Annotated in this window: 26 protein-coding genes; 16 read left to right on the forward strand and 10 right to left on the reverse strand. The window is 66.9% G+C overall.

Features of this window, described 5'->3' with window-relative positions; all coding sequences use genetic code 11:
- The first annotated feature begins 63 nt into the window (after window positions 1-63).
- The 3 genes from ASE63_RS22140 to ASE63_RS22150 all read left to right on the forward strand — a co-directional run bounded on the left by ASE63_RS22140 (window position 64) and on the right by ASE63_RS22150 (window position 2,609).
- Window positions 64-1,203: a dipeptidase gene (locus ASE63_RS22140; protein ID WP_082610195.1), complete on the forward strand. Its 1,140-nt coding sequence runs from the start codon at window positions 64-66 to the stop codon at window positions 1,201-1,203.
- 125 nt (window positions 1,204-1,328) lie between these two features.
- Window positions 1,329-2,138 (forward strand): RNA methyltransferase, encoded by an 810-nt coding sequence (locus tag ASE63_RS22145; RefSeq protein WP_056806751.1) that lies wholly within the window; start codon window positions 1,329-1,331, stop codon window positions 2,136-2,138.
- Between the two features lie 78 nt (window positions 2,139-2,216).
- Window positions 2,217-2,609, forward strand: a complete 393-nt coding sequence (locus tag ASE63_RS22150; RefSeq protein ID WP_056806754.1) for a DUF1801 domain-containing protein — start codon at window positions 2,217-2,219, stop codon at window positions 2,607-2,609.
- Window positions 2,610-2,717: 108 nt separating this feature from the next.
- On the opposite strand, the gene ASE63_RS22155 is transcribed toward ASE63_RS22150, so the two are convergent.
- Window positions 2,718-4,949: a TonB-dependent hemoglobin/transferrin/lactoferrin family receptor gene (locus ASE63_RS22155; protein WP_162261822.1), complete on the reverse strand. Its 2,232-nt coding sequence runs from the start codon at window positions 4,947-4,949 to the stop codon at window positions 2,718-2,720.
- 400 nt (window positions 4,950-5,349) lie between these two features.
- Here ASE63_RS22155 and ASE63_RS22160 point away from each other — a divergent pair, with 400 nt between their 5' ends.
- Complete coding sequence (locus ASE63_RS22160; protein ID WP_056806761.1) at window positions 5,350-6,666, forward strand: NAD(P)/FAD-dependent oxidoreductase; 1,317 nt, start codon at window positions 5,350-5,352, stop codon at window positions 6,664-6,666.
- A 32-nt stretch (window positions 6,667-6,698) separates the two neighbouring features.
- Here the strand turns inward: ASE63_RS22160 and ASE63_RS22165 are convergent, their stop codons facing one another.
- Window positions 6,699-7,625, reverse strand: a complete 927-nt coding sequence (locus ASE63_RS22165; RefSeq protein ID WP_056806765.1) for a helix-turn-helix domain-containing GNAT family N-acetyltransferase — start codon at window positions 7,623-7,625, stop codon at window positions 6,699-6,701.
- A 144-nt stretch (window positions 7,626-7,769) separates the two neighbouring features.
- Here ASE63_RS22165 and murI point away from each other — a divergent pair, with 144 nt between their 5' ends.
- Both murI and rpsD read left to right on the forward strand, forming a co-directional pair.
- On the forward strand, window positions 7,770-8,639 hold the full coding sequence (murI, locus tag ASE63_RS22170; protein ID WP_056806768.1) for a glutamate racemase: 870 nt from the start codon (window positions 7,770-7,772) through the stop codon (window positions 8,637-8,639).
- A 338-nt stretch (window positions 8,640-8,977) separates the two neighbouring features.
- Window positions 8,978-9,595 carry a 30S ribosomal protein S4 gene (rpsD, locus tag ASE63_RS22175; protein WP_056806772.1) on the forward strand — a complete coding sequence of 206 codons (618 nt, stop codon included), beginning with the start codon at window positions 8,978-8,980 and terminating at the stop codon, window positions 9,593-9,595.
- Window positions 9,596-9,690: 95 nt separating this feature from the next.
- On the opposite strand, the gene ASE63_RS22180 is transcribed toward rpsD, so the two are convergent.
- Together ASE63_RS22180 and ASE63_RS27560 are read right to left on the reverse strand one after the other, a co-directional pair.
- Window positions 9,691-10,272 carry a hypothetical protein gene (locus tag ASE63_RS22180; protein WP_056806775.1) on the reverse strand — a complete coding sequence of 194 codons (582 nt, stop codon included), beginning with the start codon at window positions 10,270-10,272 and terminating at the stop codon, window positions 9,691-9,693.
- Window positions 10,273-10,365: 93 nt separating this feature from the next.
- On the reverse strand, window positions 10,366-10,518 hold the full coding sequence (locus ASE63_RS27560; RefSeq protein ID WP_156410543.1) for a hypothetical protein: 153 nt from the start codon (window positions 10,516-10,518) through the stop codon (window positions 10,366-10,368).
- 208 nt (window positions 10,519-10,726) lie between these two features.
- Here ASE63_RS27560 and ASE63_RS22185 point away from each other — a divergent pair, with 208 nt between their 5' ends.
- On the forward strand, window positions 10,727-10,969 hold the full coding sequence (locus tag ASE63_RS22185) for a hypothetical protein (protein ID WP_056806778.1): 243 nt from the start codon (window positions 10,727-10,729) through the stop codon (window positions 10,967-10,969).
- A gap of 103 nt (window positions 10,970-11,072) precedes the next feature.
- On the opposite strand, the gene ASE63_RS22190 is transcribed toward ASE63_RS22185, so the two are convergent.
- Window positions 11,073-11,798 (reverse strand): Spy/CpxP family protein refolding chaperone, encoded by a 726-nt coding sequence (locus tag ASE63_RS22190; RefSeq protein ID WP_156410544.1) that lies wholly within the window; start codon window positions 11,796-11,798, stop codon window positions 11,073-11,075.
- A 181-nt stretch (window positions 11,799-11,979) separates the two neighbouring features.
- Here ASE63_RS22190 and ASE63_RS22195 point away from each other — a divergent pair, with 181 nt between their 5' ends.
- The 4 genes from ASE63_RS22195 to dksA all read left to right on the forward strand — a co-directional run bounded on the left by ASE63_RS22195 (window position 11,980) and on the right by dksA (window position 15,531).
- Window positions 11,980-12,768, forward strand: a complete 789-nt coding sequence (locus ASE63_RS22195) for an ATP12 family protein (protein WP_056806785.1) — start codon at window positions 11,980-11,982, stop codon at window positions 12,766-12,768.
- 15 nt (window positions 12,769-12,783) lie between these two features.
- The gene (locus ASE63_RS22200) at window positions 12,784-13,164 is read left to right on the forward strand and encodes a DUF1801 domain-containing protein (protein WP_082610196.1); all 381 of its coding nucleotides are present in this window, start codon (window positions 12,784-12,786) and stop codon (window positions 13,162-13,164) included.
- A 106-nt stretch (window positions 13,165-13,270) separates the two neighbouring features.
- Complete coding sequence (locus ASE63_RS22205) at window positions 13,271-14,800, forward strand: acyl-CoA carboxylase subunit beta (RefSeq protein ID WP_056806791.1); 1,530 nt, start codon at window positions 13,271-13,273, stop codon at window positions 14,798-14,800.
- Between the two features lie 308 nt (window positions 14,801-15,108).
- Window positions 15,109-15,531 carry an RNA polymerase-binding protein DksA gene (dksA, locus tag ASE63_RS22210; protein WP_056806795.1) on the forward strand — a complete coding sequence of 141 codons (423 nt, stop codon included), beginning with the start codon at window positions 15,109-15,111 and terminating at the stop codon, window positions 15,529-15,531.
- A gap of 94 nt (window positions 15,532-15,625) precedes the next feature.
- On the opposite strand, the gene ASE63_RS22215 is transcribed toward dksA, so the two are convergent.
- Window positions 15,626-15,859 (reverse strand): hypothetical protein, encoded by a 234-nt coding sequence (locus tag ASE63_RS22215; protein ID WP_156410545.1) that lies wholly within the window; start codon window positions 15,857-15,859, stop codon window positions 15,626-15,628.
- A gap of 1,394 nt (window positions 15,860-17,253) precedes the next feature.
- Between ASE63_RS22215 and ASE63_RS22220 the strand changes: the two genes are divergently transcribed.
- The gene (locus ASE63_RS22220; RefSeq protein ID WP_056806800.1) at window positions 17,254-18,075 is read left to right on the forward strand and encodes a methyltransferase domain-containing protein; all 822 of its coding nucleotides are present in this window, start codon (window positions 17,254-17,256) and stop codon (window positions 18,073-18,075) included.
- Window positions 18,076-18,376: 301 nt separating this feature from the next.
- On the opposite strand, the gene flgH is transcribed toward ASE63_RS22220, so the two are convergent.
- From flgH to flgF, 4 genes are read right to left on the reverse strand one after another with little or no spacing between them, the layout of a single operon-like run.
- A complete protein-coding gene (gene flgH / locus ASE63_RS22225; RefSeq protein WP_056807454.1) occupies window positions 18,377-19,138 on the reverse strand; it encodes a flagellar basal body L-ring protein FlgH in 762 nt (253 codons plus the stop codon).
- 32 nt (window positions 19,139-19,170) lie between these two features.
- Complete coding sequence (gene flgA, locus ASE63_RS22230; RefSeq protein ID WP_056806803.1) at window positions 19,171-20,226, reverse strand: flagellar basal body P-ring formation chaperone FlgA; 1,056 nt, start codon at window positions 20,224-20,226, stop codon at window positions 19,171-19,173.
- A gap of 14 nt (window positions 20,227-20,240) precedes the next feature.
- The gene (gene flgG, locus ASE63_RS22235; protein WP_056806806.1) at window positions 20,241-21,032 is read right to left on the reverse strand and encodes a flagellar basal-body rod protein FlgG; all 792 of its coding nucleotides are present in this window, start codon (window positions 21,030-21,032) and stop codon (window positions 20,241-20,243) included.
- A 21-nt stretch (window positions 21,033-21,053) separates the two neighbouring features.
- Window positions 21,054-21,797 (reverse strand): flagellar basal-body rod protein FlgF, encoded by a 744-nt coding sequence (flgF, locus tag ASE63_RS22240; RefSeq protein WP_056806809.1) that lies wholly within the window; start codon window positions 21,795-21,797, stop codon window positions 21,054-21,056.
- A gap of 285 nt (window positions 21,798-22,082) precedes the next feature.
- Between flgF and fliL the strand changes: the two genes are divergently transcribed.
- From fliL to ASE63_RS22260, 4 genes are read left to right on the forward strand one after another with little or no spacing between them, the layout of a single operon-like run.
- The gene (gene fliL, locus ASE63_RS22245; protein WP_056806812.1) at window positions 22,083-22,586 is read left to right on the forward strand and encodes a flagellar basal body-associated protein FliL; all 504 of its coding nucleotides are present in this window, start codon (window positions 22,083-22,085) and stop codon (window positions 22,584-22,586) included.
- Window positions 22,587-22,615: 29 nt separating this feature from the next.
- Window positions 22,616-23,740, forward strand: a complete 1,125-nt coding sequence (fliM, locus tag ASE63_RS22250; protein ID WP_056806814.1) for a flagellar motor switch protein FliM — start codon at window positions 22,616-22,618, stop codon at window positions 23,738-23,740.
- A 16-nt stretch (window positions 23,741-23,756) separates the two neighbouring features.
- Window positions 23,757-24,227, forward strand: a complete 471-nt coding sequence (locus ASE63_RS22255) for a DUF6468 domain-containing protein (RefSeq protein ID WP_056806817.1) — start codon at window positions 23,757-23,759, stop codon at window positions 24,225-24,227.
- On the forward strand, window positions 24,224-25,048 hold the full coding sequence (locus tag ASE63_RS22260) for a hypothetical protein (protein ID WP_056806820.1): 825 nt from the start codon (window positions 24,224-24,226) through the stop codon (window positions 25,046-25,048). Before ASE63_RS22255 ends, ASE63_RS22260 begins: the two co-directional genes overlap by 4 nt.
- The last annotated feature ends 26 nt before the right edge of the window (window positions 25,049-25,074 follow it).

Raw genomic sequence — 25,074 nt, forward strand, 5'->3', positions numbered from 1 at the left:
CCTCGCCTCGCCTGCGCTCATTTGCGACGATCGCCGCCCCCGATTCTCAACCGAGACCTCGCCATGGCCATTGCCAATCCGCCCGTTCAGGACAACGCCTATGCGGCTGCCCTTGCTTTGCTGGACCGCGCCCCGCTGATCGACGGCCATAACGACCTGCCCTACGTCATCAGGCAGCACCGCGAGGCCAGGGGCGATGTTGGCGCCTACGACCTGACCAGGGTTCATGCCGAGGGCGACACCGACATCCCGCGCATGACGGCGGGCAAGCTCGCGGCCCAGTTCTTCGCGGCCTATGTCCCGCCGAAGCAGAAGGGGCCGGCCGGCTTCGCGCTCGCCCAGATCGCGCTGATGCGCGACATCCTCAAGCGCCATGCGGACGTCTTCCGCCCCGGCCTGAGCGCAGACGACGTGCTCGCCGCCAAGGCCGAAGGGCGCATCGCGCTGATCATGACGATCGAGAACGGCACCGCGCTCGACAGCCAGCTCGACGCGCTCGACGCCTATTTCGATCTCGGCGTCCGGCTGATGACGCTGTGCCACAACGACAGCCATGACTGGTGCGATTCCGCCACCGACGCCCCCCGGCATGACGGCCTCAGCGCCTTCGGCAAGGACGTGATCCGCCGCATGAACCGGCTCGGCATGGTCGTCGACCTCGCTCATGTCTCGCCGAAGGTGATGCACGACACGCTCGACGTGACCAGCGCCCCCGTCGTCTGGTCGCACTCCAACGCGTTTTCGCTCTGCGACCACCCGCGCAACGTCCCCGACGACGTGCTCGACCGCGTCGCCGGCAATGGCGGCGTCGTGATGGCGACCTTCGTGCCGGACTTCATCAGCCAGGCTTCGCGCGACTGGCACCGCCCCGCCAAGGACCAGTACGGCAAGACGCCGGAAGGGACCGACTCCGCGAAGGCCGAGGCCGAGATCACGCGCAGCGCCGGACCGCGCCCGAAGGCGACGCTCGCCCAGTATTGCGACCATCTCGACTATCTGGCCCAGCGCATCGGCCATGACCATGTCGGCATCGGCTCGGACTATTTCGGCTGGATCAATCCCGACGGGCTCGAGGACGCCAGCACCTTCCCGGCGCTGATCGCCGAGCTGATCCGGCGCGGCTGGTCCGAGGATAACCTCGAGAAGCTCGCGGGCGGCAACACCTTGCGGGTGATGCGGGCAGTGGAAGCGGCGGCGGGCTGAGGCCTCGCCGTCATCGCCGGGCTTGACCCGGCGATCTCTTTCCGGCCTGAGATTGCCGGGTCTGCGCTTCGCTCCGCCCGGGAATGACGCGCGAGGCGTTTCGCGCAACAACAGCATCGATCCCCATGACCGGCTCCGGCACCGACCGCACCCGCCCGCCCGTCGCGGGCCCTGCCCCCATCATCATCCTGGTCGAGCCGCAGATGGCCGAGAACATCGGGATGTGCGCCCGCGCCATGGCGAATTTCGGGCTGTCCGAAATGCGCCTCGTCGCGCCGCGGGACGGCTGGCCGACCGGCGGCGGTCTGAAGAAGGGCGCGACCTCCGCGGCCTCGGGCGCGACCCATATCCTCGAGAACGCCCGCCTCTTTCCGAGCGCGGCCGAGGCCATCGCAGACCTCAACCACGTCCTTGCCACGACAGCCCGCGAGCGCGGCCAGATGAAGCGCGTGGTGACGCCGGCCGAGGCGATGCCACCGATCGCGGAGCGCGTCACTGCGGGCGAGCGCGTCGGCATCCTGTTCGGGCGCGAACGCATTGGCCTGACCAATGAGGAGATCAGCTTCGCCGACGCAATCCTGACCTTTCCGGTCAACCCGGCCTTCGCCTCGCTGAATCTCGCCCAGGCGGTGCTGCTCGCTGGCTATGAATGGTTCAAGGCGACGGGCGGCGAGCCGCCCTTCCGCGAGAATAACCCCTCCCCGCCGGCGACCCGCGCCACGGTGCTGTCGATGTTCGACTATGTCGAGACGGAGCTGGACAATTGCGGCTTCTTCCCGCCGGGCAAGAAGCACGTCATGACCGCCAATCTCCGCGACATCCTGCATCGCCTGAGCATGACGGAGCAGGAGGCGCGGACGCTGCGCGGTGTCTTCAAGTCGCTGACCGAAGGCCCGCGCCGGCTGCGCGTGCCCAAGCCGGCCAACGGCGAATAGACCGCGCCGGCGGCCAAAACTTCGCCCGCATCGGGTGGTTGCCTGCGCTGCAAGCCGAATGGCGAAGAAGAGGCGGAGATGGACAAGAGCCCGGCGACGGAAGATCTCTCGGCTTCGCGACGGATCGATGCGCGGATCGCGGAACTCGCCGACTGGCGCGGCAGCGCCCTGGCCAAGGTCCGGGAGCTGATCCGCCAGGCCGATCCCGACATCGTGGAGGAGTGGAAATGGCGGGGCGTCCCGGTCTGGTCCCACCACGGCATCATCTGCACCGGCGAGACCTACAGGAAGGCCGTCAAGCTGACCTTTGCCAAGGGCGCGTCGCTCGCCGATCCCTCCGGCCTGTTCAACGCCAGCCTCGACGGCAATACCCGGCGCGCCATCGATCTCCACGAGGGCGACGAGCTCGAGCCTGACGCGTTCATTGCTCTCATCCGCGTGGCCATCGCCAAGAACCGGGCCCCCCGGTAACCGATCCGGCAACGCCGATCGGCCTGTCGCGTCATGCCGACTGCCGAGTGAACGAAAAAGGCCGGCCTCGAAGGGCCGGCCTGCAGGTCGGGTCTCGAAACCGCCCTGTCAGAACTGGTACTTCAGCGTCGCCTTCACCGTGCGGCCCGGCTCCGAGTAGTAGTCCCGCGCCTGCGCGAGAGCGCCGGTGGGCACGTTCACCGCATCCCAGTACTTGCGGTCGAAGATGTTGTAGACGCCGAGCTGGAGCTCGAGATCGGCGACCTGCGGCATAGGCTTCCACCAGGCCGAAGCGTTGAAGATGGCGTAGCCCGGGGCCCGGAAGCCCTGGCCGGTCCCGGTCGTCGCGGCGACGTTGTCGCGCGGCGCGGCCAGCTTGGTCGAAACCTCCGCGCCCCAACGATCCGTGCCATAGGCGACCGCGACGATGCCCTGCATTGGCGGGATCGAGTTTAGGTAGGTATTCGTGTCCTTGTTGATGCCGCGGTAGTAGGCGAACGACCCGCGCACCAGCCAATTGGCCGCGAAGGCATATTGCCCGTTGATCTCGACGCCCTGGATCTCGGCCTTGGCAACGTTCCGCGGGCCCTGGATGCCGCCCTGCGGATAGAACCTGTCGGGCGGCGCGATCTGCACCGTCTCGATGAAGTTTCGGTAGTTGGTGTGGAAATAGGTGATCGAGCCGCCGAGCGCCCTGTCGCCGAAGCGCACGCCGAGATCGATGCCGTTGCTCGTCTCGGGCCGCAGATAGGGATCGCCGATGCGCAGATAGGTTCCCGGGCCGCCGAAGCGGCCATAGAGCTCGCTGGCTGTCGGGGCGCGGAAGCCCTTCGACCACTGCGCGAAGGCGGTGATGTCCTTCACAAAGGGTGCGTTCTTGACGATGTCGTATTCGAGCCGGATACGCGGCGACCAGGCGGAGTCGCTGGAGGACGGCGGCAGGCCGACCGGCGCCGAGCCGCCATTGGTATAGGCCGGCGTGTTCTGCGGCGCTTCCTCATACCAGTCGAAGCGCACGCCGGGCGTGATCCGCAGCCGGTTGTCCAGCATGCCGATCTCGTCCTGCACGAAGATGCCGACCATGCGGCCGTCGACCTTCGGCTGGTCTGCCTGGTTGGTGTGCAGGTTGGCGCATGCCGAACCGGTCGGATAGGGCGGGCTCGGCGGGCAGGAATCGACACCGCTCGAGTACTGCTTCAGCTCGGTCGCCTGCAGTTCCGTGCCGATCATGACCCTGTGCGTGAAGGCGCCGGTGCTGAAGTTCTTGATAATGTGACCGTTGAAGCCGAAGGCGTCCTGCTCGGACTCGTTGTCGCGGCTGTACCATCCCAGCGGCCCGGTGCCGCGGGGGGTGGCCACGCGGTTGCCCCAGGCGAGAGCGTTCCGCTTGATGTTCTGCCAGTAGAGATTCGCCGACGCCTCGTCGATGAAGCCGCCCGGCAGCTTGTAGTCATAGCTCAGCGAGACGCGCTTGCGCTCGACGTCCTCGCCCGTGCGGTAACCCGGCCGGAACGCCGTCGTCGTCGCGACCGTGGCGTCGAGAGGCCTCACCCGGTCGTCGCGCTTGAAGAGTTCGCCCGTCAGGCCGAAGCGGTGCACGTCATCGATATAGTGATGGACCTTGGCCAGGAAGCCGTACTGCGTGAAGTCGGCCGGATTCGGCGCGGTGCGGGCCGCCGTTCCCACCGACTTGTTGCTGCCCTTGTTGTCCGTTTCGTGCCCGTCACGGAAGCTGCCCTGCAACAGGAAGTAAGTGTTCTGCAGCCGCGAGGCGACGGCGGCGCTGCCGAACCAGGCCTCGTCGGTGCTGTCATAGCCGGTCTTCGCCAGGGCGCCGAAGCTCTTGCCCTCGCGGATCAGGTCCTTCGGGTCGAGCGTCCGCACGGCCAGCGCGCCGCCGAGCGCGCCGCTGCCGAGCGTCGCGGCGCCGCTACCGCCGCGCAGCAGGTCGAGCGTCGACAGCGCATCGAAATCGAAGGCGTTGGTCGAGCTGCGGTTGATGCGCGTGTCGGTGAGGAAAGGCTGGCGGATGCCGTCGATCGTGGTCAGCACGCGCGCGCCGTCGAGGCCGCGGATGTTGATGCTGTTGGTCTGCCGGTTGAAGCTGATGCCGGCCTCGACGCGGTTGGCAAGGTCGCTGATGCTCTGGACCTGCTGGCGGTCGAGTTCCTGGCGCGTCGTGCGGGTCGTGGTCGGGCCGGCGACCAGCGCGCCTCCCGCCTGGCTTTCGCCCTCGACGGTGATCTGATCGAGCACGACAGGCCCGCCTGCCGCCTCGACGGCTGGCGCCGGCTGGCTGCGGCTCTGCTGCGCCAGAGCCGGCGATGCCAGCAGAACCATCGTCAAAGCTCCGAATGCGACACCCTCGCGCAGCCTGCCGGAATGCATCCCCATAGTCTTAGCCCATCCTGATCTGCAGGGCCGCACCGCGTGCAGCTATCGATAGTTTAAAATGAATACAAACAAGGCCTTATCTGAATTCGTAAGGCATTTGTCGGTTATTTGGCGACTCGATGACTGTCAATCGACATAAGACGGAATTCATAACACTGGGTCGTTTACACCACATCTTGTATTTTTACTTATTCTAAAGACCGGAAAATCGCATGCCCCTCCTCCGCCCAGGACGGCGAGCCGCCAAGCTCCCGATCTCGTGATCGCGCGACGTCTCCATGCCGCCATCTTCCTGTTGCCAGGGGCAGGGACGGCGCCAACATGAGCGCCTGACGGGATCTGACCCATGCTCGACCGCCGCACTATCTTGAGAGGCTCGGGCGCCTCCGCGGCCTCGCTGGCGCTCGGCGGGCGCGCCGCTCTGGCGGCGGATGCCGACGTCGTCGTCGTCGGCGCCGGCGCGGCCGGCATCGCCGCCGCCCATGATCTGAAGGCGGCCGGTCGCCGCGCCATCGTGATGGAGGCACGCGACCGGATCGGCGGGCGCGCCTTCACCGATGCGTCGCTCGGCCCGGCCTATGACGCGGGGGCGATGTTCATCCATTGGGCCGAGCGCAACCCTTGGGTCCAGATCGCCCGCGAGCTCGGTATCGCAACGGCGGCCGAACCCTGGGGCGGCGGCTTTCGCGTCTTCGCCGACGGCAAGCCCATGTCGGACAGCGAGCGGCAGAAACGGCGCGGCGCCTTCGGCCAGATCGATCGCCGGCTCGATGCGGCAGACCTTGCCCGGCGCGATCTTTCGATCCGCGACCTGCTCGGCCAGCTCGATCCCGCCATGTCGCGGATCGCCTCCTCGGGCCTGCTCCTCTCAATCGGGGAGGAAGCGGACAGGATTTCGGCGCGCGACTACCAGCGCCTCTGGGCGGGTGACGACCTGGTCGTCCCCTCGGGTTACGGCAACCTCGTCGCGCGCCATGGCGCAGGGCTCGACATTCGCCTGAACCAGCCTGTCAGCGAGATCCGCTGGGACGGGCCCGGTGTCGCAGTCACCACGCCGTCCGGCACGCTGCGCGCCAGCGCCTGCATCCTCACCGTGCCCGTCGGCGTGCTCAAGGCCGACGCAATCCGCTTCTCGCCGGCCCTGCCCGCGCGTCACCGCGATGCGCTGGGCGGCATCGGCATGGGCGCGTTGACCAAGATCGCGCTCAAGGTCGAGGGCGAGCGCTTCGGCATCACGCCGGGCGCGAGCTTCCTGGAGGCCGGCTCCCCCGAGCGGCTGATGAATCTCGACCTGTTCCCCGAGGGCAAGGACCTCGTCATCGCCTATTGCGGCGGCAATTATGCGCGCGAACTCTCGCGGGCCGGCCGAGCCGAGGCACGCGCACATGTCACCGAGCTTCTGACCAAGATCGTCGGCGCAGACATCCGCAAGGCGGTGACCGGCATCTCCTTCCCCGCCTGGTGGACAGATCCGTTTTCGCGCGGCTCCTATTCGGTCTGCCTGCCCGGCAGCGACGCCGCACGCGACCGGTTGGCGGAGCCGATCGGCGGCCGCATCTTCATCGCCGGCGAGGCCACGGCGGGCGGCGGCGCCATGACGGTGGGCGGCGCAACGCTCGCCGGGCGAGCAGCGGCAGCAGCCGTGACACGGCTGAAGGCGTGACCGTCAGCGCCGGCGCGGCGAAGCCATAACGCTCACAATTGCAGCTCCCAGTACTGTCCGACCAGGTCCTGCCCGAAGGAATAGTGCTTCTCCTCCGCCATCAGTCTGAACCCCTCGGCGACATAGATGCCACGGGCGGCATGCAAGATGTCGTTGGTCCAGAGCACCATGCGGCGATAGCCGGCGGAGCGGGCGAAGCCTATCGCCTCGCGTACCAGGGCCTTGCCGAGGCCCAGCCCCCTGCCCGGCCGATCGACGATCACCATGCGCAGCTTCGCGACCTCCTCCGTCTCGTGCATGACGAAGGCCGAGCCGACCGGGCGGCCTTCGAGTTCCGCGATCAGGCAGCATTCCAGGCCCGACCGGAAATCGCGCAGGAAGCCGGCCGCGATCTCGGCCACGAAAGCCTCGAAACCGGTGTCCCAGCCATAATCCTCAGCATAGAGCCGGCCATGCGCGGAGATCACCCAGCCGATATCGCCGGGACGATGCCGGCGGATGATCGCGCGCGGCCCGGCAGCCGCCCGCCCTCCTGAAAGAAGCGCCTCGGCCTCGGCCAGCACGGCGACCAACCGGTCGCGGCCGGCCGCATCCAGCCTTTGCAGGACAGCTGCCGCCTCCTTGCGGGAAGCCTCGTCGAGCGGTCGGAACACCTCCCGACCCGCCGCGGTCAGGCGCAGATGCGAGGCACGGCCATCCTCCAGGGAGCGCTTGCGCTCGAGCCAGCCCGATGCCGAAAAGCGTTTCAGGATGCGCGACAGATAGGCGGCGTCCAGCCCGATCTCACGCGCGAGTTCGCCCGCGAGCCAATCCTCCCGCTGCGCCAGCTCGTAAAGCACCCGCGCCTCGGTGAGCGAAAAACCCGAGCCATGGAGGCTTCCTCCGAGAGCACCGGCGAACCGCGTATGGAAGCGGTTGAAGCGGCGCAGCGACGCCACCGCGTGATCGATCGTCGACATGAGACATCTCCCTGTCGCCGATGCTGCGGCATAATAATGGACTGCGTCAATTAAATATGAGACGCCTGCTTCACCCCGTCTTGACGGACCCTTAACCCGCCTCTGGCGGAATCCTCTCTTCGTCACGCTGGCAGGCTCAGGGGCATGCAGGTCGATCTTCTGGCCGGAACGGCACACCGGGTCGCGGCACTGCCGCGCCCGACGCCGACGATTCTCGTCTTCGACTCCGGGTTGGGAGGCCTCACCGTGCTATCGCATGTGGCCGAGTCCCATGCCGGAGCCCATCTCGTCTATGCCGCCGACGATGCCGGCTTTCCCTATGGCCGGCTGAGTGAAGAAGAATTGGTGGCGCGCGTCCTTTCCGTGATGGAGCGCCTCGTCGCACGCTTCCATCCCGACCTGGCCGTCATCGCCTGCAACACCGCCTCGACGCTGGTCCTGCCGGCCTTGCGCGCCCGCTTCGCCATCCCCTTCGTCGGCACCGTGCCCGCTATCAAGCCCGCAGCCGCCCTGACGCGCTCGGGCCTCGTGAGCGTCCTGGCGACGCCCGGCACCGTCGCGCGCGACTACACGCGCGGGCTGATCCAGACCTATGCGGGCGACTGCAGGGTCACGCTGGTGGGCTCGACGCGCCTCGCAGGCCTCGCCGAAGCGGCCCTCAAGGGCGAACCGGTCGACGACGCCGCCATCGCCGCCGAGATCGCGCCGTGCTTCGTCGCACGCGACGGCGCCCGTACCGATGTCGTCACTCTTTCCTGCACGCATTACCCGCTACTGCTCGAACGGATGCGGCGCCTGGCGCCCTGGCCGGTCGAATGGATCGACCCCGCCCCTGCCATCGCCCGGCGCGTGACGCAGCTGCTCGGGCCGGACCGGTCCGCCGGCCGGAGCGGAGCGGGCGAAGCCATCGCCGTCTTCACAGCGGGTGCTGGTCTCACCGGCCCGCTGCGCATCGCGCTGGCCGGCTATGGGCTGGCGGAGATCACCATCGAACCTCTGCCGCTCGGCAACTGAGCGCGAACGACAGGGCGAGGCCTCACCGTCATGCTCGCCCTTGTGGCGAGCATCCAGGCCTTGAACACTGCGCTATCCGAAGGGGACATGGAGGGTCGGGAAAAGCCCCACCATGACCGCTTCGATGCGGGTTGCGCCCGAGAACGGCGCTTTCCGGTTTGACAAAAGTCGTCACAAATGGTTGTAAGCCGGCGTCGCGCGGCTCCTCACGGGGCCGCGTGGCTTTTTCCGCACCCGTGATCCGCTCTCCTTCGGGAGCCGGATCTGTCGCCCCGGCCACTTCGCCTGGGAGCAGGAGGGCGCGGTCCTCAACTCGCGAACCACAGAGGACACGCGATATGTCGAAGCGTCATGAGGCGAAATACAAGATTGACCGCCGCCTCGGTCAGAACATCTGGGGCCGTCCGAAGTCCCCGGTCAACCGCCGCGAATACGGTCCCGGTCAGCACGGCCAGCGCCGCAAGGGCAAGCCGTCCGACTTCGGTACGCAGCTGCGCGCCAAGCAGAAGCTGAAGGGCTATTACGGCTCGATCTCCGAGAAGCAGTTCCGCCGCTATTACGCCGAGGCGATCCGCCTGAAGGGCGATTCGGGCGAGAACCTGATCGGCCTGCTCGAGCGCCGCCTGGACGCCGTGATCTATCGTGCCAAGTTCGTCCCGACGGTCTTCGCCGCCCGTCAGTTCGTCAACCACGGCCATGTCACGGTCAACGGCAAGCGCGTCAACATCGCGTCCTACCAGGTCAAGCCGGGCGACGTGATCGCGATCAAGGAGAGCTCGCGCCAGCTCGCCATCGTCATCGAGTCGGCTCAGCTCGCCGAGCGCGACGTGCCTGATTATCTCGACGCCGACCACAACAAGTCGACCGCCACCTTCACCCGCACGCCGACCCTGACGGACGTGCCCTATGCGGTGCAGATGGAACCCAACCTGGTCATCGAGTTCTACTCGCGCTGATCGGGCACGCGCAGCCTTCGCGCTGCGACTGGATACGGAAAAGGCGGCTCTCGCGAGCCGCCTTTTTTGTTGCGCCGGGGCGCTCGTGCCTGCCCTCACCACCCTGCAAGGGCGCGGCCGGCGAGCGTCATCGCGAACAGGCCGAGAAGCAGGGCCGAGGCGCGGGGGATCAGGCGTTGCACCCTCGCCCCGCCCGTCGCGGCGAGCGCGCGCCCTCCGGCGAACCACGCGGCTCCCGCAAGAGGGACCAGCAGCGACATCGCCAGCAGGTGCCGGGCAGCGACCTCGGCCTCGGCGCTCCAGCCTTCCGGCATCAGCACGAAGGCGATGATCAGCGTCTTGGGATTGAGCAGCGTCGTCGTGGCGACAAGGATCGGCCGAACTTCGCCCGCGCCGGACGGATCCGGGCGGCTGCGCCACATCCGGCCGGCGACCCAGGAGAGATAGAGCGCCGCGGCGGCCTGCATCCAGGGGCGCAAATTCTCGACGCCGGCTCCGAGCGCAGCTGCAATCGCTCCCAGAACGATGACAGCCGCAAGATAAGCCGAAAGCTCGGCAATCAGCAGCGGCGCCGCGCGCGGACGGGCTGTCGCCCCCGCAAGCGCAAGCAGGGTGTTGGTTGGGCCGGGCGTGGCAAGCAGAAGCACGAGCCCGATCAGGAAGCTGCCGGAGACCATAAGCTCCGGCTACACGCCTCCGGCCCCGCGCGCCTTGCGCGGGATCAACGCGGCTGCGGGCCCGTGCCCCACCTCAGGCGCGAGGCTGCATCCTCACAGATGCGAGCCGACCTCGTTGCGGAAATAATAGCAGCCGAGACCCAGGCAGCCGATCAGGATCGACAGCGCATAGGGTCCAAAGAGACTGAGGAGAAAGACGAGGCCGATGAAGCCGCGCATACCCCACATCAACCATGTCGCCTTCATGGCCCACCTTTGCTTCGTAATGACTGCCGAACCGTAAACGCCAACACATGAATCGAAGTTGAACAGTCAGGGTAAACCGACGTTCCTCGTTATTTCGCAAGACGTTAGTCCTTGGGGCGGAATCAAGGCGGAAAGCCGCGAAAATGCCGCTTGCCGCCTGCGCAGGCAGAGCTAAGCCTTGAGTTCCCAACCACGGGAATCAGCAGCCATGACAAAGACCCTGATCGCCGCCCTCGCGCTGACCTGCGTTTCGACCTTCGCCCACGCCCAGAGCTGTACCTTGCAGGCGGGCGACAAGAAGCTCGCCGGAGCGGCCAAGACCAGCTTCCTGACCAAATGCGAGAAAGACGCAGGAGCGGCCTGCGACAAGCAGGCGGCCGACAAGAAGCTGTCGGGCGCCGCCAAGACCAGCTTCACCAAGAAATGCGTCACCGACGCTGTCGGCAGCTGAAGGCATCCGGGCAAAGTCATGCGAAGCCTTCGGCCTGCGCGCCGCATGACAAAAGGGCGGCTCCTCCGAGCCGCCCTTGATCTCTCCGGAGTGCCTGTCCCGGTCAGTCGCGACGCTCTCGCCGCTCATCTTGCCAGCGGCGCGGGCCGCGATCGTCGTTGTCGCGGTCGTAACGGTCCCGCCCGCGGCGCTCATCCATGCGTTCGCGCATTTGCTCCATACGCTCGCGGCCTTCTGCCATCGCCTGGCGCACGGCCCGGCGCGCTACCGTCTTCTGCTCGTCGCTGAGAGTTCCCCAGAGCGGGCGAACGGCATCCGCCAGCTCCTTCGAGCGTGCGGCCCGCTCGCCCTGGCGTTGCGCCCGCATGTCGAGCTTTTCCATGATGTCCGCGTCGCGGAACATCTCGCGCTGCTCCCGCCACGCCGTCCAGCTCTTGCGGCGCTCCTCGGGCTGCTTCTTCACGACGGCCTCGACAGCGTCGAACAGCGGCACCTGCTCGGGCTTCAACTTCATGTCGCTGCGCAGCCGGGAAAGGCGCTCCTCGAGGCGGGCCTGCATGCGCTCTGCGCGCTGCTCGCGCCATTCGGCCCGGCGCTGCTCGCGGCTCTCCGAGCGGTCTCGACGTTCAAAGCCATCTTGGCGGTCGGACTGGTCCCGACGCTCGGTGCGGTCCTGGCGCATGCCTCCGGGCTCCGAGCCGGCCTGAGGGATCGGCTGCGGCTGGGCGATCGCGAGGCTCGCGGCCAGCGCAGCGGCGGAGGTTGCTGCGATCAATGCGATACGTTTCATGCGTGATCTCCCATGGAAGCAGTCGATCTGGTCGCTCACCGGACGGTTTCGCTACCGGTTCTCAAGATCGCCAGCTTGGCCGTGCGGCAGTGGCCGCTCGATGGCGCGAAGATGAAAACATCGTAATGTAACACGCACCGCTCGCGGGCGTTCCATGCTCCCGCCAACGCGACAGGTTCGGCGGCTGACGCAGCGCCCCGCTCGTGATAGACGCAGCGCCATGTCCACAGACGATTTCCTCGCCCGCTTCGGCGCCGCCGGCCAGCGCCAGCCCGACCCTGTCGCCGCGGCCCAATCCGCGATGCGCAACGCCCTGCCGAAACGCTTCTACGAGGCCGCCGGCGTCGTCGAGCGCGAGGGACTGTTCCACGTCGCGCTCGACGGGCGCACCGCCCGCACCCCGGCGCGCAATCCTCTCGCCGTCACCTCGCAGCCCGTCGCGGAAGCGCTCGCCGTCGAATGGCAGGCGCAGGCCGAGCGCATCGATCCCGCCCGCATGCCGCTGACGCGCCTGGTCAACTCGGCGCTCGACGGCGTCTCCGACCAGCAGGATGCCGTGCGCGCCGAGATCGTCCGCTATGCCGGCAGCGACGCGCTCTGCTACCGCGCCGCCGAGCCGGAAGCGCTGGTCGATCTGCAAAACGAAACCTGGGAGCCGATCCGCCGCGCCGTCGAGGCGAAGATCGGCGCACGCTTCCTCCTGGCCGAGGGCATCGTCTTCGCGCAGCAGCCAGCCGAGACGCTGGCGGCCGTCACCCGCCATGTCGGCGACATCCCGGCCCCGCTCGCGCTCGCCGGCGCCCACAATGTGGTGACGCTGACCGGATCGACCATCCTGACGCTCGCCCTCGGCTTCGGCCTGCTCGATGCCGATGCGGTCTGGGCCGCCGCCCATCTCGACGAGGATTACCAGATCGGCATCTGGGGCCAGGACGAGGAAGCGGCCGAGCGCCGCGCCATCCGCCGCACGGAGTTCGACGCCGCCGTGCTGCTGCTGACGCGGGGCTAAGTCCTCGCGATGGCGATGGGACCGCCCGCAGCCTCTCCCGACGCCTATGTCGAGGCGCTGTCCGGCTGGCAGCGAGCGCTCGTCGAGCAGCTGCGCCAAGCGGTGCTGACGGCAGCCGAGCTGGACGAGCGCATCAAGTGGACCAATCTGGTCTATTTTTCCGACGGCCCCGTCCTGCTGATCCGGGCCGAAGCGGAACGCGTGCTCCTCGGCTTCTGGCGCGGCAAGAGATTGCGCGATATCGAGCCGAGGCTGAAGCCCAGCGGCAAGTTCGAGCTCGCCAACATCGTGCTGCGGGAGGGCGACGGCATCGCCCCTGACCTCGTTGACCGGCTCGTCAGCGACGCTGTGGCGCTCAACCGGGAACTCGGCGATCCGACCAGGCCGGGCGCCTGAGCCCAGCCCGCCTTGCACGAAAGCCGCAAGGCCCCGCCATGGACAGCGCGCCGCGTGCCGCTTAATCCGGAAGGCCAATCCGTTCGTCGGCTCCGGGACGTCCATCATGAAAGACATTCTCGACCAGCTCGAGGCTCGCCGTGAAGGCGCGCGCAAAGGGGGCGGCGAGCGCCGCATCGAGGCCCAGCACAAGCGCGGCAAGCTCTCGGCGCGCGAGCGCATCGAACTCCTCCTCGACAAGGACTCCTTCGAAGAGTTCGACATGTTCGTGCAGCATCGCTGCGTCGATTTCGGCATGGACAAGGCCGAGAAGATCCCCGGCGACGGCGTCGTCACCGGCTGGGGCACGGTCAATGGCCGCACCGTGTTCGTCTTCTCGAAGGACTTTACCGTCTTCGGCGGCTCGCTCTCGGAGACGCACGCCCAGAAGATCATCAAGATCCAGGACATGGCGCTGAAGATGCGCGCGCCCATCGTCGGCCTGTTCGACGCTGGCGGCGCCCGCATCCAGGAGGGCGTCGCCGCACTCGGCGGCTATGGCGAGGTCTTCAAGCGCAATGTCGCGGCCTCCGGCGTCATCCCGCAGATCTCGGTGATCATGGGCCCCTGCGCCGGCGGCGACGTCTATTCGCCGGCGATGACCGACTTCATCTTCATGGTCCGCGACACCAGCTACATGTTCGTGACCGGCCCGGAGGTGGTGAAGACCGTCACCAACGAGACGGTGACCTCCGAGGAGCTTGGCGGCGCCAAGGTCCACACCTCGAAATCCTCGGTGGCCGACGGCTCCTTCGAGAACGATGTCGAGGCGCTGCTGCAGGTGCGCCGCCTGCTCGATTTCCTGCCCGCCAACAACACAGTCGGCGTGCCGGAATGGCCGTCCTTCGACGTGCCGGACCGGGTCGATATGAGCCTCGACACGCTGGTCCCGGACAATCCGAACAAGCCCTACGATATTAAGGAATTGATCCTGAAGACGGTCGACGAGGCCGACTTCTTCGAGATCCAGGCGGCCTATGCCGGCAACATCGTCACCGGCTTCGGCCGCATCGAAGGCCGCACCGTCGGCATCGTCGCCAACCAGCCTATGGTGCTGGCCGGCGTGCTCGATTCGGATGCCAGCCGCAAGGCCGCGCGCTTCGTGCGCTATTGCGACGCCTTCGAGATTCCGATCGTCACCTTCGTCGATGTCCCTGGCTTTCTGCCCGGTACGGCGCAGGAATATGGCGGGCTAATCAAGCACGGCGCAAAACTGCTCTTCGCCTATAGCGAATGCACGGTCCCGCTCGTCACGATCATCACCCGCAAGGCCTTCGGCGGCGCCTATGACGTCATGGCCTCCAAGCATGTCGGTGCGGATGTGAACTATGCCTGGCCCTCCGCCCAGATCGCGGTGATGGGCGCCAAGGGCGCGGTCGAGATCATCTTCCGCGGCATGGATTCGGATGGCATCGCGGCCAAGACGAAGGAATACGAGGACCGCTTCATGTCCCCCTTCGTCGCGGCCGAGCGCGGCTATGTCGACGAGGTGATCATGCCGCACTCGACCCGCCGCCGCATCGCCCGCGCGCTCGCCATGCTGCGCACCAAAAGCGTCGAGCGCCCCTGGCGCAAGCACGACAACATCCCGCTGTGATGCCGGCCCGGCGGGACCGGCCGGCCGCGACCTTATACACCTGAAGGGCGACCACCCCTTAAGGCGGTCCGCGGCGCGGCGATTCTCCGCGCCGCGCCTGCGCCGGCGGCAGGCGTTCCATCGCCCCTTTACGCAGCTGCCGGCCGCGGCGCTGACGCTACCGGAAGCTTGCCGGGGGACGGCGAATAATAGGCCCTCCAACCCGATTGTTCCCTTGCTGCTCCCCCGCTATAAGGCGCCAAATCGGCGGCCCTCCCACGGCAGAGTCGGTGGGCGCTGCGGGAACGAACAACTCAGAGAGTGCGCCTATGTCGAAGCAGATCATTCTCGACGCGGACTACAAACCCTCCGACGACGAGCCGTTCATGAACGATCGGCAGCGCGAGTATTTCCGAGGCAAGCTCCTGTCCTGGAAGGACGAGATCCTGAGGGAAGCGCGGGAAACCCTCGTCACGCTGCAGAGCGAGAGCGAGAACCACCCCGACATCGCCGACCGGGCCTCTTCCGAGACGGACCGGGCGATCGAACTGCGCGCGCGCGACCGCCAGCGCAAGCTCATCGCCAAGATCGAGGCCGCGATCGCCCGCATCGACGAGGGCAATTACGGCTATTGCGAGGAGACCGGCGAGCCGATCTCGCTGAAGCGCCTGGAAGCCCGGCCGATCGCGACGCTCTCGCTCGAGGCCCAGGAGCGCCATGAGCGCAACGAGCGCGTCTTCCGGGACGACTGATCGTCCGACGGGCCGCCATACCACACGAGATCAGAGGCCCCGCCCCGGCATGGAGCGGGGCCTCTCTTGCTTATGCGGCTGAGCTGGTCGGCGCTCACCGCCTAGAGCTCGCTCCGGCGGAGCGCCGTGCCCGAAACTCGAGCGAGGCGCGATAGACCTCCGCTCCTTTGTCGTTTTCCACCTTTGCGGCGAAGACCGATCCCGGATCGACGGGCATGTTGTCCCTGACCGCATCGGAGAGCCACACCTGGATATCGTCGGCGGCCACCTTCTCGTTCGGAAACTCGATCGTCTCCTTGGTCACATCGCCGTCGATGATCGTGGTCACACGGAATTTTGGCATCGTTCATCCCCCTCAAACGGCCTGAAAACGCCGGACCTTCGCGTCGGGTTCCGTCCACGCTTCGACAATCGTCGGATCGGCGGCTGATGACAGAGCGCAGCAGCTTCCCGAAAATCGCTCGATTCATTTCACGGCCGGCGAAGACGCGCCAAATCCCCGCCCACGCTTGCGCGCGACGGCTCGAGATGAGGGGCAGCGGAGCGCCGCGAGGCGCGGGGGTATCGGGCCACTTCCATTGAGCCAGGACGCGGCGCGGAGGGATTGAGCCACCCTCCGCACGCCCCGTGGCGCTCCGCTTCCGGCGATTTGAAAACTGCGGGCCGCGCTTCTCGGCCGGTCGCTTCCGGTTCCCGCTTCCCTCGACGCCAGTTCGGCTATGCGCCTCGTCGCGTCCCAGGTCGCGAAAGCCCTCCGCGCCCGAACCTCCCAGCGAGCTCCTCGCACAGGGACCGTAGTATCCCCAGAGCGGTTCCCGCAGCCTCCCGGGACCGGGGTGCAAACCCGGCCGCAGGCGCCGCCCTCGCCTCCGCCACTGGCTTGCCTTCCGGATGGCTGCCCCTCGGGAGTGAGGTGGTGAGAGGATAAGTGCAGTGGGGGGCGCGGGGATAAATCCGACCGGAGATGTGCTCGCCGCGAATGGGCTGCACGATCGGAACCACGATTCCGCTTTCGGCCCATTGCAGCCCCTACGATGTCCATCAGCACCAGCAGGCTCAAGGTTTGGGTCGTCGGTTCGTCGGCCGTCGTGAGACCGACTGCAGCGTTGCGAGCACTTCCGAACGGGCGTATTCTCAGCCCCGATATGAATCAGCCTCTCGCGCGCCCGTGAGGCACTGATAGAACGCCTCAAACGAGCCGCCCATGCGAGGGACTAGGCCGTAGGGGATGGGCGCATGTCTCCGAAAGCTGCCATGATCATGGCCGGGCTGATCACCGGTTTGACACCTCCAGTCGGGGCTCACGATATCTACCGACATCTGAGGGACAGAGACGGCAAGAGCTGTTGCAGTAAGATGGACTGTCAACCCGCGCCCTATAGACTGACGGCAGGCGGGGTGAAAATGCTCGTGGAAGGGCGCTGGATCGATATTCCAAGCGACCGGATACAATACCGCGCTCTACTGGGCGACACAGGCGAATCCGGCGGTGGACATTGGTGCGGCTCTGGCCCCGAACCGGGCGGCTATGACCCTTACGTGCCGTATGAAACGATCTGCGCGGTTCTGCCGCCTCAGGCTGGGGAGGCTTGGCCCGACCCATCACATCGACGTGACGTTGACTTTGCGACTCGGTGGTCGCCCTGAGGTCCGCTGTCGACCCGTTGCTGACATCGGTTGCCCCCCACGGTATTCTTCGCGCATTCGTCGGGAGATGCTGCAGTGGCTGGCGGGTATTGGCAGTTCGACGGTAACGGTCCGGAGCTCTATGAGCGCTATCTGGTGCCCTCGATCACCATCAAATGGGCTGAGGATCTCGTCGATCGAGCGCAGCCTCGCACCGACGACATAGTCCTAGACATTGCCTGTGGCACCGGGGTCGTCGCACGTGTGGCGGCTGAGAGAGCGAGACAAAGTCAGGTCACGGGCCTGGACTTGAATGCCGAGATGCTCGCCGTTGCCCGCAACGTGACGGAGACGGGAACATCGATCCGCTGGGTACGAGGGAGTGCTCAGGACTTGCCATTTCCGCAAGGCAGCTTCGACCTTGTCTTGTGTCAGCTCGGATTGCAGTTCTTTCCGGATCAGGGCCGAGCTCTTGGAGAGATGCGGCGAGTTCTGAAGGACACCGGCCGCGCCGCAATCAGTGTCTACAGCCCAATCGAACGAACGCCGGGCGCGCATGCGTTCGTTCGTGCGCTGGACGAAGTGCTTGGCACGAACGCCTCCAGGGTTAAGCGGAGCGAACATTCATTCGAAAGTCCGACCCAACTTGAGATCCTGTTGAAGCGCTCCGGCTTTCAGACGGTGGATGTGCAGATCGTCGAACAGTCGATCGTATTCCCCTCGGTGCTGGACTATGTGCGCTTTCAGCTCATTGCGACGCCGATGACCGTCCTGCTGAAGGAGAGGACCGAGTCCAAACGCGATGCCATTATTGCTTCTATCGCCTCCAGCACCGCGAGTTTCTCCACACTAGCCTCGCTAGCAAATGACACGTTTTCCTTTCCGCAGGAGGCATATGTCGCAACGGCCAGCCGCTAGGTGCTTCGAGGACGTTCTGCCCAATTGAGCTGGGCCCCCGCGCAAATGGTCAGGTTCCAGCAACTACCGCAACCGACCCGTACCAGCCATTCTGCGTCTCGGTCCTCCCGTCCTGTTCCCCAAGGCAAAAGCCCCGCGTCGGGAGAACGCGGGGCTTCTTTTCCGGCCGCCTGCCCGAAAGCTTGGGGAGCGTAGCGGGCGGCCGGGCGTTTCGGCGGCTCGGGAGAGACCGCCGGCCGGTTCGGCGCGGGGAGAGCGGGGAGCGTTCCGCGCCGGCCGGATTTCGGGAAGGGCGCGGGGGCTAGAACGGCAGCAGGATGTCCATCACCTGCTGGCCGTAGCGCGGCTGCTGGACATCGGTGATCTGGCCGCGGCCGCCATAGGCGATGCGCGCCTGGGCGATCTTGGCGGAGTCGATGGTGTTGTCGGATTCGATGTCCTCGGGCCTGATCACGCCGGCGACGATCAGCTCGCGCACCTCGAAATTGACGCGGATCTCCTGCTTGCCCTCGATCACGAGGTTGCCGTTCGGCAGGGTCTGGGTGACCACGGCCGCGACACTGGTGGTGAGCGTCTCGGAGCGGTTGACCGAGCCCGCTCCCTCGCTGGAGGCGGCCGAGTCGAGCTTCAGCAACGAGCCAGAGCTCGCGCCGTCGGGCAGGAACTTGTCGAGCTTGTTCTCGAAGCCGAAGGCGTTGTCGGCGCCGACATCCTCGCCGTTCTTGCGGCTGCGCTTGGTGCTGTTGTTGAGCTGGGCCCGGTCGGTGACCTTGACCTTGACGGTGACGAGATCGCCGACCTGCCGGGCGCGCTGATCCTTGAAGAAGGCGCGCGAGCCGGTGCGCCACAGCGAGTTCGGCGCGAAGGAGGCGTGCTCCATCTGCGGCATCGGCATCTGCACGGGCTTGTAGCCCTTGGTCGCGGTCGGATCCTCGATCGGTGAGAGCACCGGCGCCTGGCCGACATTGGCGAGCCGGTCGGCGGCCCCGCAGGCGCCGAGCACGGCGCCGAGGACGAGAACGCCCGACAACTTGAGCGCACCGGAGAGCTTGAGAGCGGTCATCTTGGTCATGGCCTGGGTTCCGTGACTCGGGATTATCGGGCGCTGGCGATGCGGCCGGCCGAATTGGCCTGGACGGAAATCCGCCCGGGGCCGCTGACCGTGCCCTGCAGCGCGCGCTTGGATTGGGGATTGGTGGCGGTGACGACGTCGCCCATGGCGCCGGCATCGTTGGCCCGGCCGCGCATGGAGATCGTCAGCCCGCGCGATTCGTAGACGATGGTGACGAGGTCGCCCTTGGCGACGATCTCCTCGCGCTGGACGTCGCTGGCCCGCAGCGGCAGCCCCGCGATCAGCGCCCGGCGCGCCACCTTATCGATCGCGGTGCGCGGATCGACGAGAAGGTCGCCGAGCTGGCCGTCGCGCGGGCGACGCTCGATCTTGACATCGTCCTTGCCCAGCGTCTCGCCGCGGGCGATGGCGCGCTTCGGCACCACAACCTCGACCGTTTCGACCAGTTGGCCGCCGAAGCGCACCGGCTTCAGCTGCATCGCCGTGCTGCCCGGCACGGAGATCCGGGCCTGCAGGCGGCGGCTACGGGCATCGAAGCTCAGATCGGTGACAGCGACGGCGCCGGAGAGCTCGGGCTCGACCGCGATCGCCGGGGCGCCGCCGTCGATGGATAGAGCGAAGGCGCGGGCGTCGATGCCGTAGCGCTCCTGCAGCGCGAGCCTGACCGCAGCCTCGATGTCGGAAGCGAGGATGCGCCGCGCTTCGCGGGTCACGACGACCTGCATCGCGCCGTCGCTGTCGATTTCGCTGGCGTTGCTGATGATGCCCGCGGCGCGGGCGGCTTCGACGATTCGCGCGACCTGGATCGTGCCGGTCTCGCCGAGCGCGGGCGCCCGGAAGGCCGGGGTCGCGGCGGCTTCAGCGGAGAGCCCGTCGATCAGGTCGCCGAAGGAGACGAGATCGCGGCTGAGCCGGAGCTCGGTGCGCAGCTGCTTGCGGAGCGGCTGCCGCGCCGCAGCGGGCTGGCCGGCCGAGACGGCCGCGATCGCCACAGTGCGCTCGGCGGCGAGCGGCTGCGGGCCGATCATCGCGGGGGTGAAAAGCAGGAGCGCGGCCAGGGAAAGGCTCGAACGGATCATGAAGCTGCCTCCCCTTAGCCGCGGAACATCTGGGTGGTCGCCGACATCATCTGGTCGGCCGCAGTGATGACCTTGGAGTTCATCTCGTAGGCGCGCTGCGCCGCGATCAGCGAGGACAGCTCCGTCACCGCCTGCACGTTGCCCTCTTCGAGATAGTTCTGCTGCATCGTGCCGAAGCCCTCGCCGCCGGCGAAGCCCTCGATCGGCTGGCCAGAGGCCGCGGTCTCGATGAAAAGGTTGTCGCCGATCGATTCGAGGCCGACCTTGTTGATGAAGCGCACGAGCTGGATCTGGCCGAGCTGCTGCGGAGCGGTCTGCCCGGGGACCATGGCCTCGACCGTCCCCTGGGCGTTGATGCTGACGCTCGTCGCATTGTTCGGAATCGTGATCCCGGGCTCGACCTGGTAGCCGTCGCGGGTGACGAGCTGGCCCTGCGAATCGAGATCGAACGAGCCGTCGCGCGAATAGGTGGTGCGGCCGTCGGGGAGGCGGACCCGGAAGAAGCCCTCGCCGCGGATCGCGACGTCGTACTGCTTCTCGGTGGGCGTGATGTTGCCCTGGGTCATGACGCGGCCGGTCGAGACCGTCTTCACGCCCGCGCCGACGAAGGTGCCGGCGGGCACCTGCGTGTTCTGGTCCGAGGTCGCGGAACCGGCGCGCCGGTGGTTCTCGTAGAGCAGGTCCTGGAAGTGGATGGTCTGGCGCTTGTAGCCGGTGGTCCGGACGTTGGCGATGTTGTTGGAGATGACCTGGACGTTCATCTCCTGGGCCATCATGCCGGTCGCGGCGGTCTGAAGGGCGCGCATGGCTTAGCTCCTTTTGGCCGTTCAGGCTTGCTGGTCGGCGAGGCGGGCGATCGCCTTGCCGCGCAGCTCGTCGGTCTTGGCCAACATGTTGGCGGTGCTCTGATAGGAGCGCTGGACCTCGATCAGGCGCGTCATCTCGACGATCGCCTTGACGTTCGAGCCCTCGATCGCTCCCGGCTCGACGCGGGCTTCCGGCCCGGCCGGCAACGCCGGGGCCTGCGACGAGAACAGATTGGTGCCCTCGTTCGCCAGGGCGCGCGGATTGGCGAAGCGCACGAGCCGCAGCTTGCCGCGATCGCCCTGGTCGGTGGAAACGGTGCCGTCGGCGGCGATCCGGGGGTTGCTCTCGTTCGCACCGAAGGTGATCGCCCCGCCATTGCCAAGAACAGCCTGGCCGGACTGCGTCACGAGCTGCCCCTGGGCATTGATACCGAGAGAGCCCGCACGGGTGTAGCGCTCGCCATTGGCGGTCTGGACGACGAGGAAGTTGTCGGCGCGCAGCGCCACATCCAGCGGGTTGCCGGTGCGCGAGATCGCACCCTGCGACAGGTCGAGCGGGGTGCCCTTGTCGACGACATAGGAGAGCGGCCGGTCGCGCGCCACGAAGCTCTCGGCGCTGGCGACCGGCATGATGAATTCGTTGAAGCGCGCCGAGCGCGCCTTGAAGCCGTTGGTGCCGACATTCGCCATGTTGTTGGCGATGACATCCAGCTCGCGCGCCAGAGCCATCTGACGCGACAGGCCGACGAGAAGCGCGTTCTCCACGGCAGGTCTCCCGATTCCGTTCCGCGACCGCTTCGACGCTCCCCAGCGCAGCAGCCACGTAAACCATCCCGCAAGCGCCATGCCAGCATGGTTAATCCCGCTAACATGCTGTTTTTACTTTGAGAACACTCAGATCAAAGCCCGCGACGGAGCCGGCAGAGCCTGTCTGCCGGGCAAGATCGACCCGGCAAAAATTGCCCTCCTTAACGAGGCGTTAACCGTGGCTGCCCAGTGTGTCCCGACGATCCGCGCAGCCGCGCAGGTCGGGGAACCAGGCTGCAGGCGATGGCGAAGAAGCCCCGTACGGATCAGGACGACGCCTCCGGCGAGCAGCAGCCGCGCAGCGGCAAGAGAAAGCTGATCATGATCGGCGGCGCCGTCGCGCTGCTGGCGGTCGCCGGCGGAGGCTGGTTCATGTTCAAGAAGCCCTCGGCCGAGCAGATCGCAGCAGACGAAGCCGCCAAGAACGCCAAGAAGCCGGTCGCCTTCCTCGAGATGAAGGACATGATGATCGGCATCACGGGCAGCAGCCAGTCGGAGCGCCAGCCCATCATCAAGATCAAGGTCGTGCTGGAGACCGCGGACGCCAAGATCTCCGACGAGATCAAGCCGCTTCTGCCGCGTATCGAGGACGCCTTCCAGGTCTTCATGCGCGAGCTGCGTCCCTCCGACCTCGAAGGTTCGGCCGGCATGTATCGGCTGAAGGAGGAACTGCTGCGCCGCGTCAACGTCACGGTCTACCCGGCCAAGGTCGACGCCGTGCTGTTCAAGGAATTGCTGGTTCAATGAACCGGCAGCTAGCGACTTAAGGCAGGCCAATGAGCAGCAACGACCGCGACACCGTGGACGCCCGGAACGAGCCGCTGAGCCCGGAGAGCATGGCGGCCGAATGGGCTTCCGTGCCCGCGGTGGTCGAGGAGGACGGCGAGCCGGAGGGCGGTACCGACCGCCTGATGAGCCAGGACGAAATCGACACGATGCTCGGTTTCTCCCTCGGCGACGACAAGGATGGCCGCAACGGCATCCAGGCGATCGTCGATTCTGGCTCGGTCTCCTATGAACGCCTGCCGATGCTCGAGATCATCTTCGAGCGTCTGGTCCGCCTGCTCTCCACCAGCCTGCGCAACTTCTTCACCGACAATGTCGAGGTCACGCTGGAGAGCATCCGCTCGGTGCGCTTCGGCGACTACATGAACTCGATCTCGCAGCCCGCCCTGCTCTCAGTCTTCAAAGCCGAGGAATGGGATAATTTCGGGCTGATCACGATCGAATCCTCGCTCACCTATTCGGTGCTCGACACGATGTTCGGCGGCAAGCGCGGCCAGCCCGCCCCGCGCATCGACGGCCGCCCCTTCACCTCGATCGAGATCCGCATGATCCGCCGCGTGATCGAGCTGATCCTGGGCGACGCCGAAGCCGCCTTCAAGCCGCTCTCGCCGGTCAACTTCACGATCGACCGCATCGAGTCGAACCCGCGCTTCGTCTCGATCTCCCGCCCCGCGAACGCTGCCATCCGCGTCGAGCTCAAGTTCGACATGGAGGGGCGCGGCGGCTCGCTTCACATCCTGCTGCCCTATGCCACGATCGAGCCGATCCGCGATCTGCTGCTCGAAAGCTTCATGGGCGAGAAGCTCGGGCGCGATCCGATCTGGGAGAACCATCTCGCGACGGAGGTCTGGCAGACCGAGGTCCCGGTCACCTGCGTGCTCCACGAGACCCAGATGCCGCTGAAGCGGATGATGAACCTCGAGATCGGCGACACTTTGATGTTCGACGCCCGCCCGGATTCGAGCGTCTCGCTGCGCTGCGGCGACTTCATCGTCAGCGATGGGCGCATCGGCCGGGTCGACGACAAGATCGCCGTCCAGATCGTCAGCCCGCTGCGGCGCTCCAAGACGACCATCGCGGCGTTCGACACCAACAGCCTCGGCCACTCCTCCTGACGACAAGGCGCCCCAGATGACGATCACCCTCATCGCCGATGTGCTGGTAGGCTGCCTGCTCGTCGCCACCATCATCACCTGCTTCGTCCTGACCAAGCGGATCGAGCGCCTGAAAGCGGACGAGGCTGGCATGCGCCAGACCGTCGGGGCGCTGATCGCCGCGACCGATACCGCCGAGCGTGCCATCGCCGGGTTGAAGACCACGCTGGGCGACTGCGACCGCACCCTGGCCGAGCGCCTCCAGACCGCGGAGCGCTATGCCGCCGATCTCGCCGCCCAGATCGAGGCCGGCCAGGTCGTGATGGACCGTATCGGCCAGATCGTCAGCGCAGCCACCCTCGTCGCGCCCAAGGCCGTCGAGGAGAAGGCACTCATGCCGGGGGCGGCAAACGAGGCGACCCCGATCTCGCGCCTCGCCAGCGCCGCCCAGTCCGCCGCCGCGATCCGCGCCCGTGCCGCCCGGCGCCTCGAAGGACAGGCTGCGTGATCGAGCGGCCCCGCCTGCTTCCGGCCGTCATCCTCGGCGCCATGGGTCTCCTGGCGCTGAAGATGCTTGCCTGGACGGCGGAGCCCTATCCGGGCACGATTCCGGTCTCGGGCCCGGCCTTCGCGGCCGGAACGAAGCCGGAAAAGGAAGTCTGGGCGATGGCGAAGACGATCGCCCATGCCCATTCCCCCGACCCCGCGCTGTTCGACCCCATGACCACTGGCTCGATCGACAAGCCCGATCCCCAGAAGGAGAAGGCGGAAGCCGAGGCCAAGGCGGACGCAGCCCGTGCCGCCAACCCGCTGAACAAGGCCGGCGTCCTCAACGGCGTCGCCGCTCCGGTCTCCCCGGCCGAGCGCGCCCTGCTCGAACGCCTTGGCGAAAGGCGTGAGGAGATCGAGGCGCGGATGCGCGAGCTCGAGATGCGCGAGCGCCTGCTCGACACCGCCGAGAAGAAGCTCGACAGCCGCGTCGGCGACCTGAAGGAGCTCGAGACAAAAGCCTCCGGCCCTGCCAAGGCGGCCGCCGACGAGGCCAAGGCGATCAAGAACCTCGTCATCATGTACGAGGCGATGAAGCCGAAGGACGCTGCCCGCGTCTTCGATCGCCTAGGCCTCGACATCCTGGTGCCGGTCGTCCAGCAGATGAACCCGCGCAAGATGTCGGAGGTGCTGGCGGCAATGGCACCCGAGCGCGCCGAAAAGCTCACCGTCGCGCTCGCCACCTCCGGCCGCAGCCCCGACATCGGCCGCGTCGCGGCCGATGTCAACGCCCTGCCCGGTAACGAACTGCCCGCGATCGCGCCTGCCCCGCGGCGCTGAGCCTGTAGGCCCTTGGCCTTAACTCC

The organism is Allobosea sp. Root381 (genome assembly GCF_001429395.1).
In the GTDB taxonomy this organism is placed as follows: Bacteria; Pseudomonadota; Alphaproteobacteria; order Rhizobiales; family Beijerinckiaceae; genus Allobosea.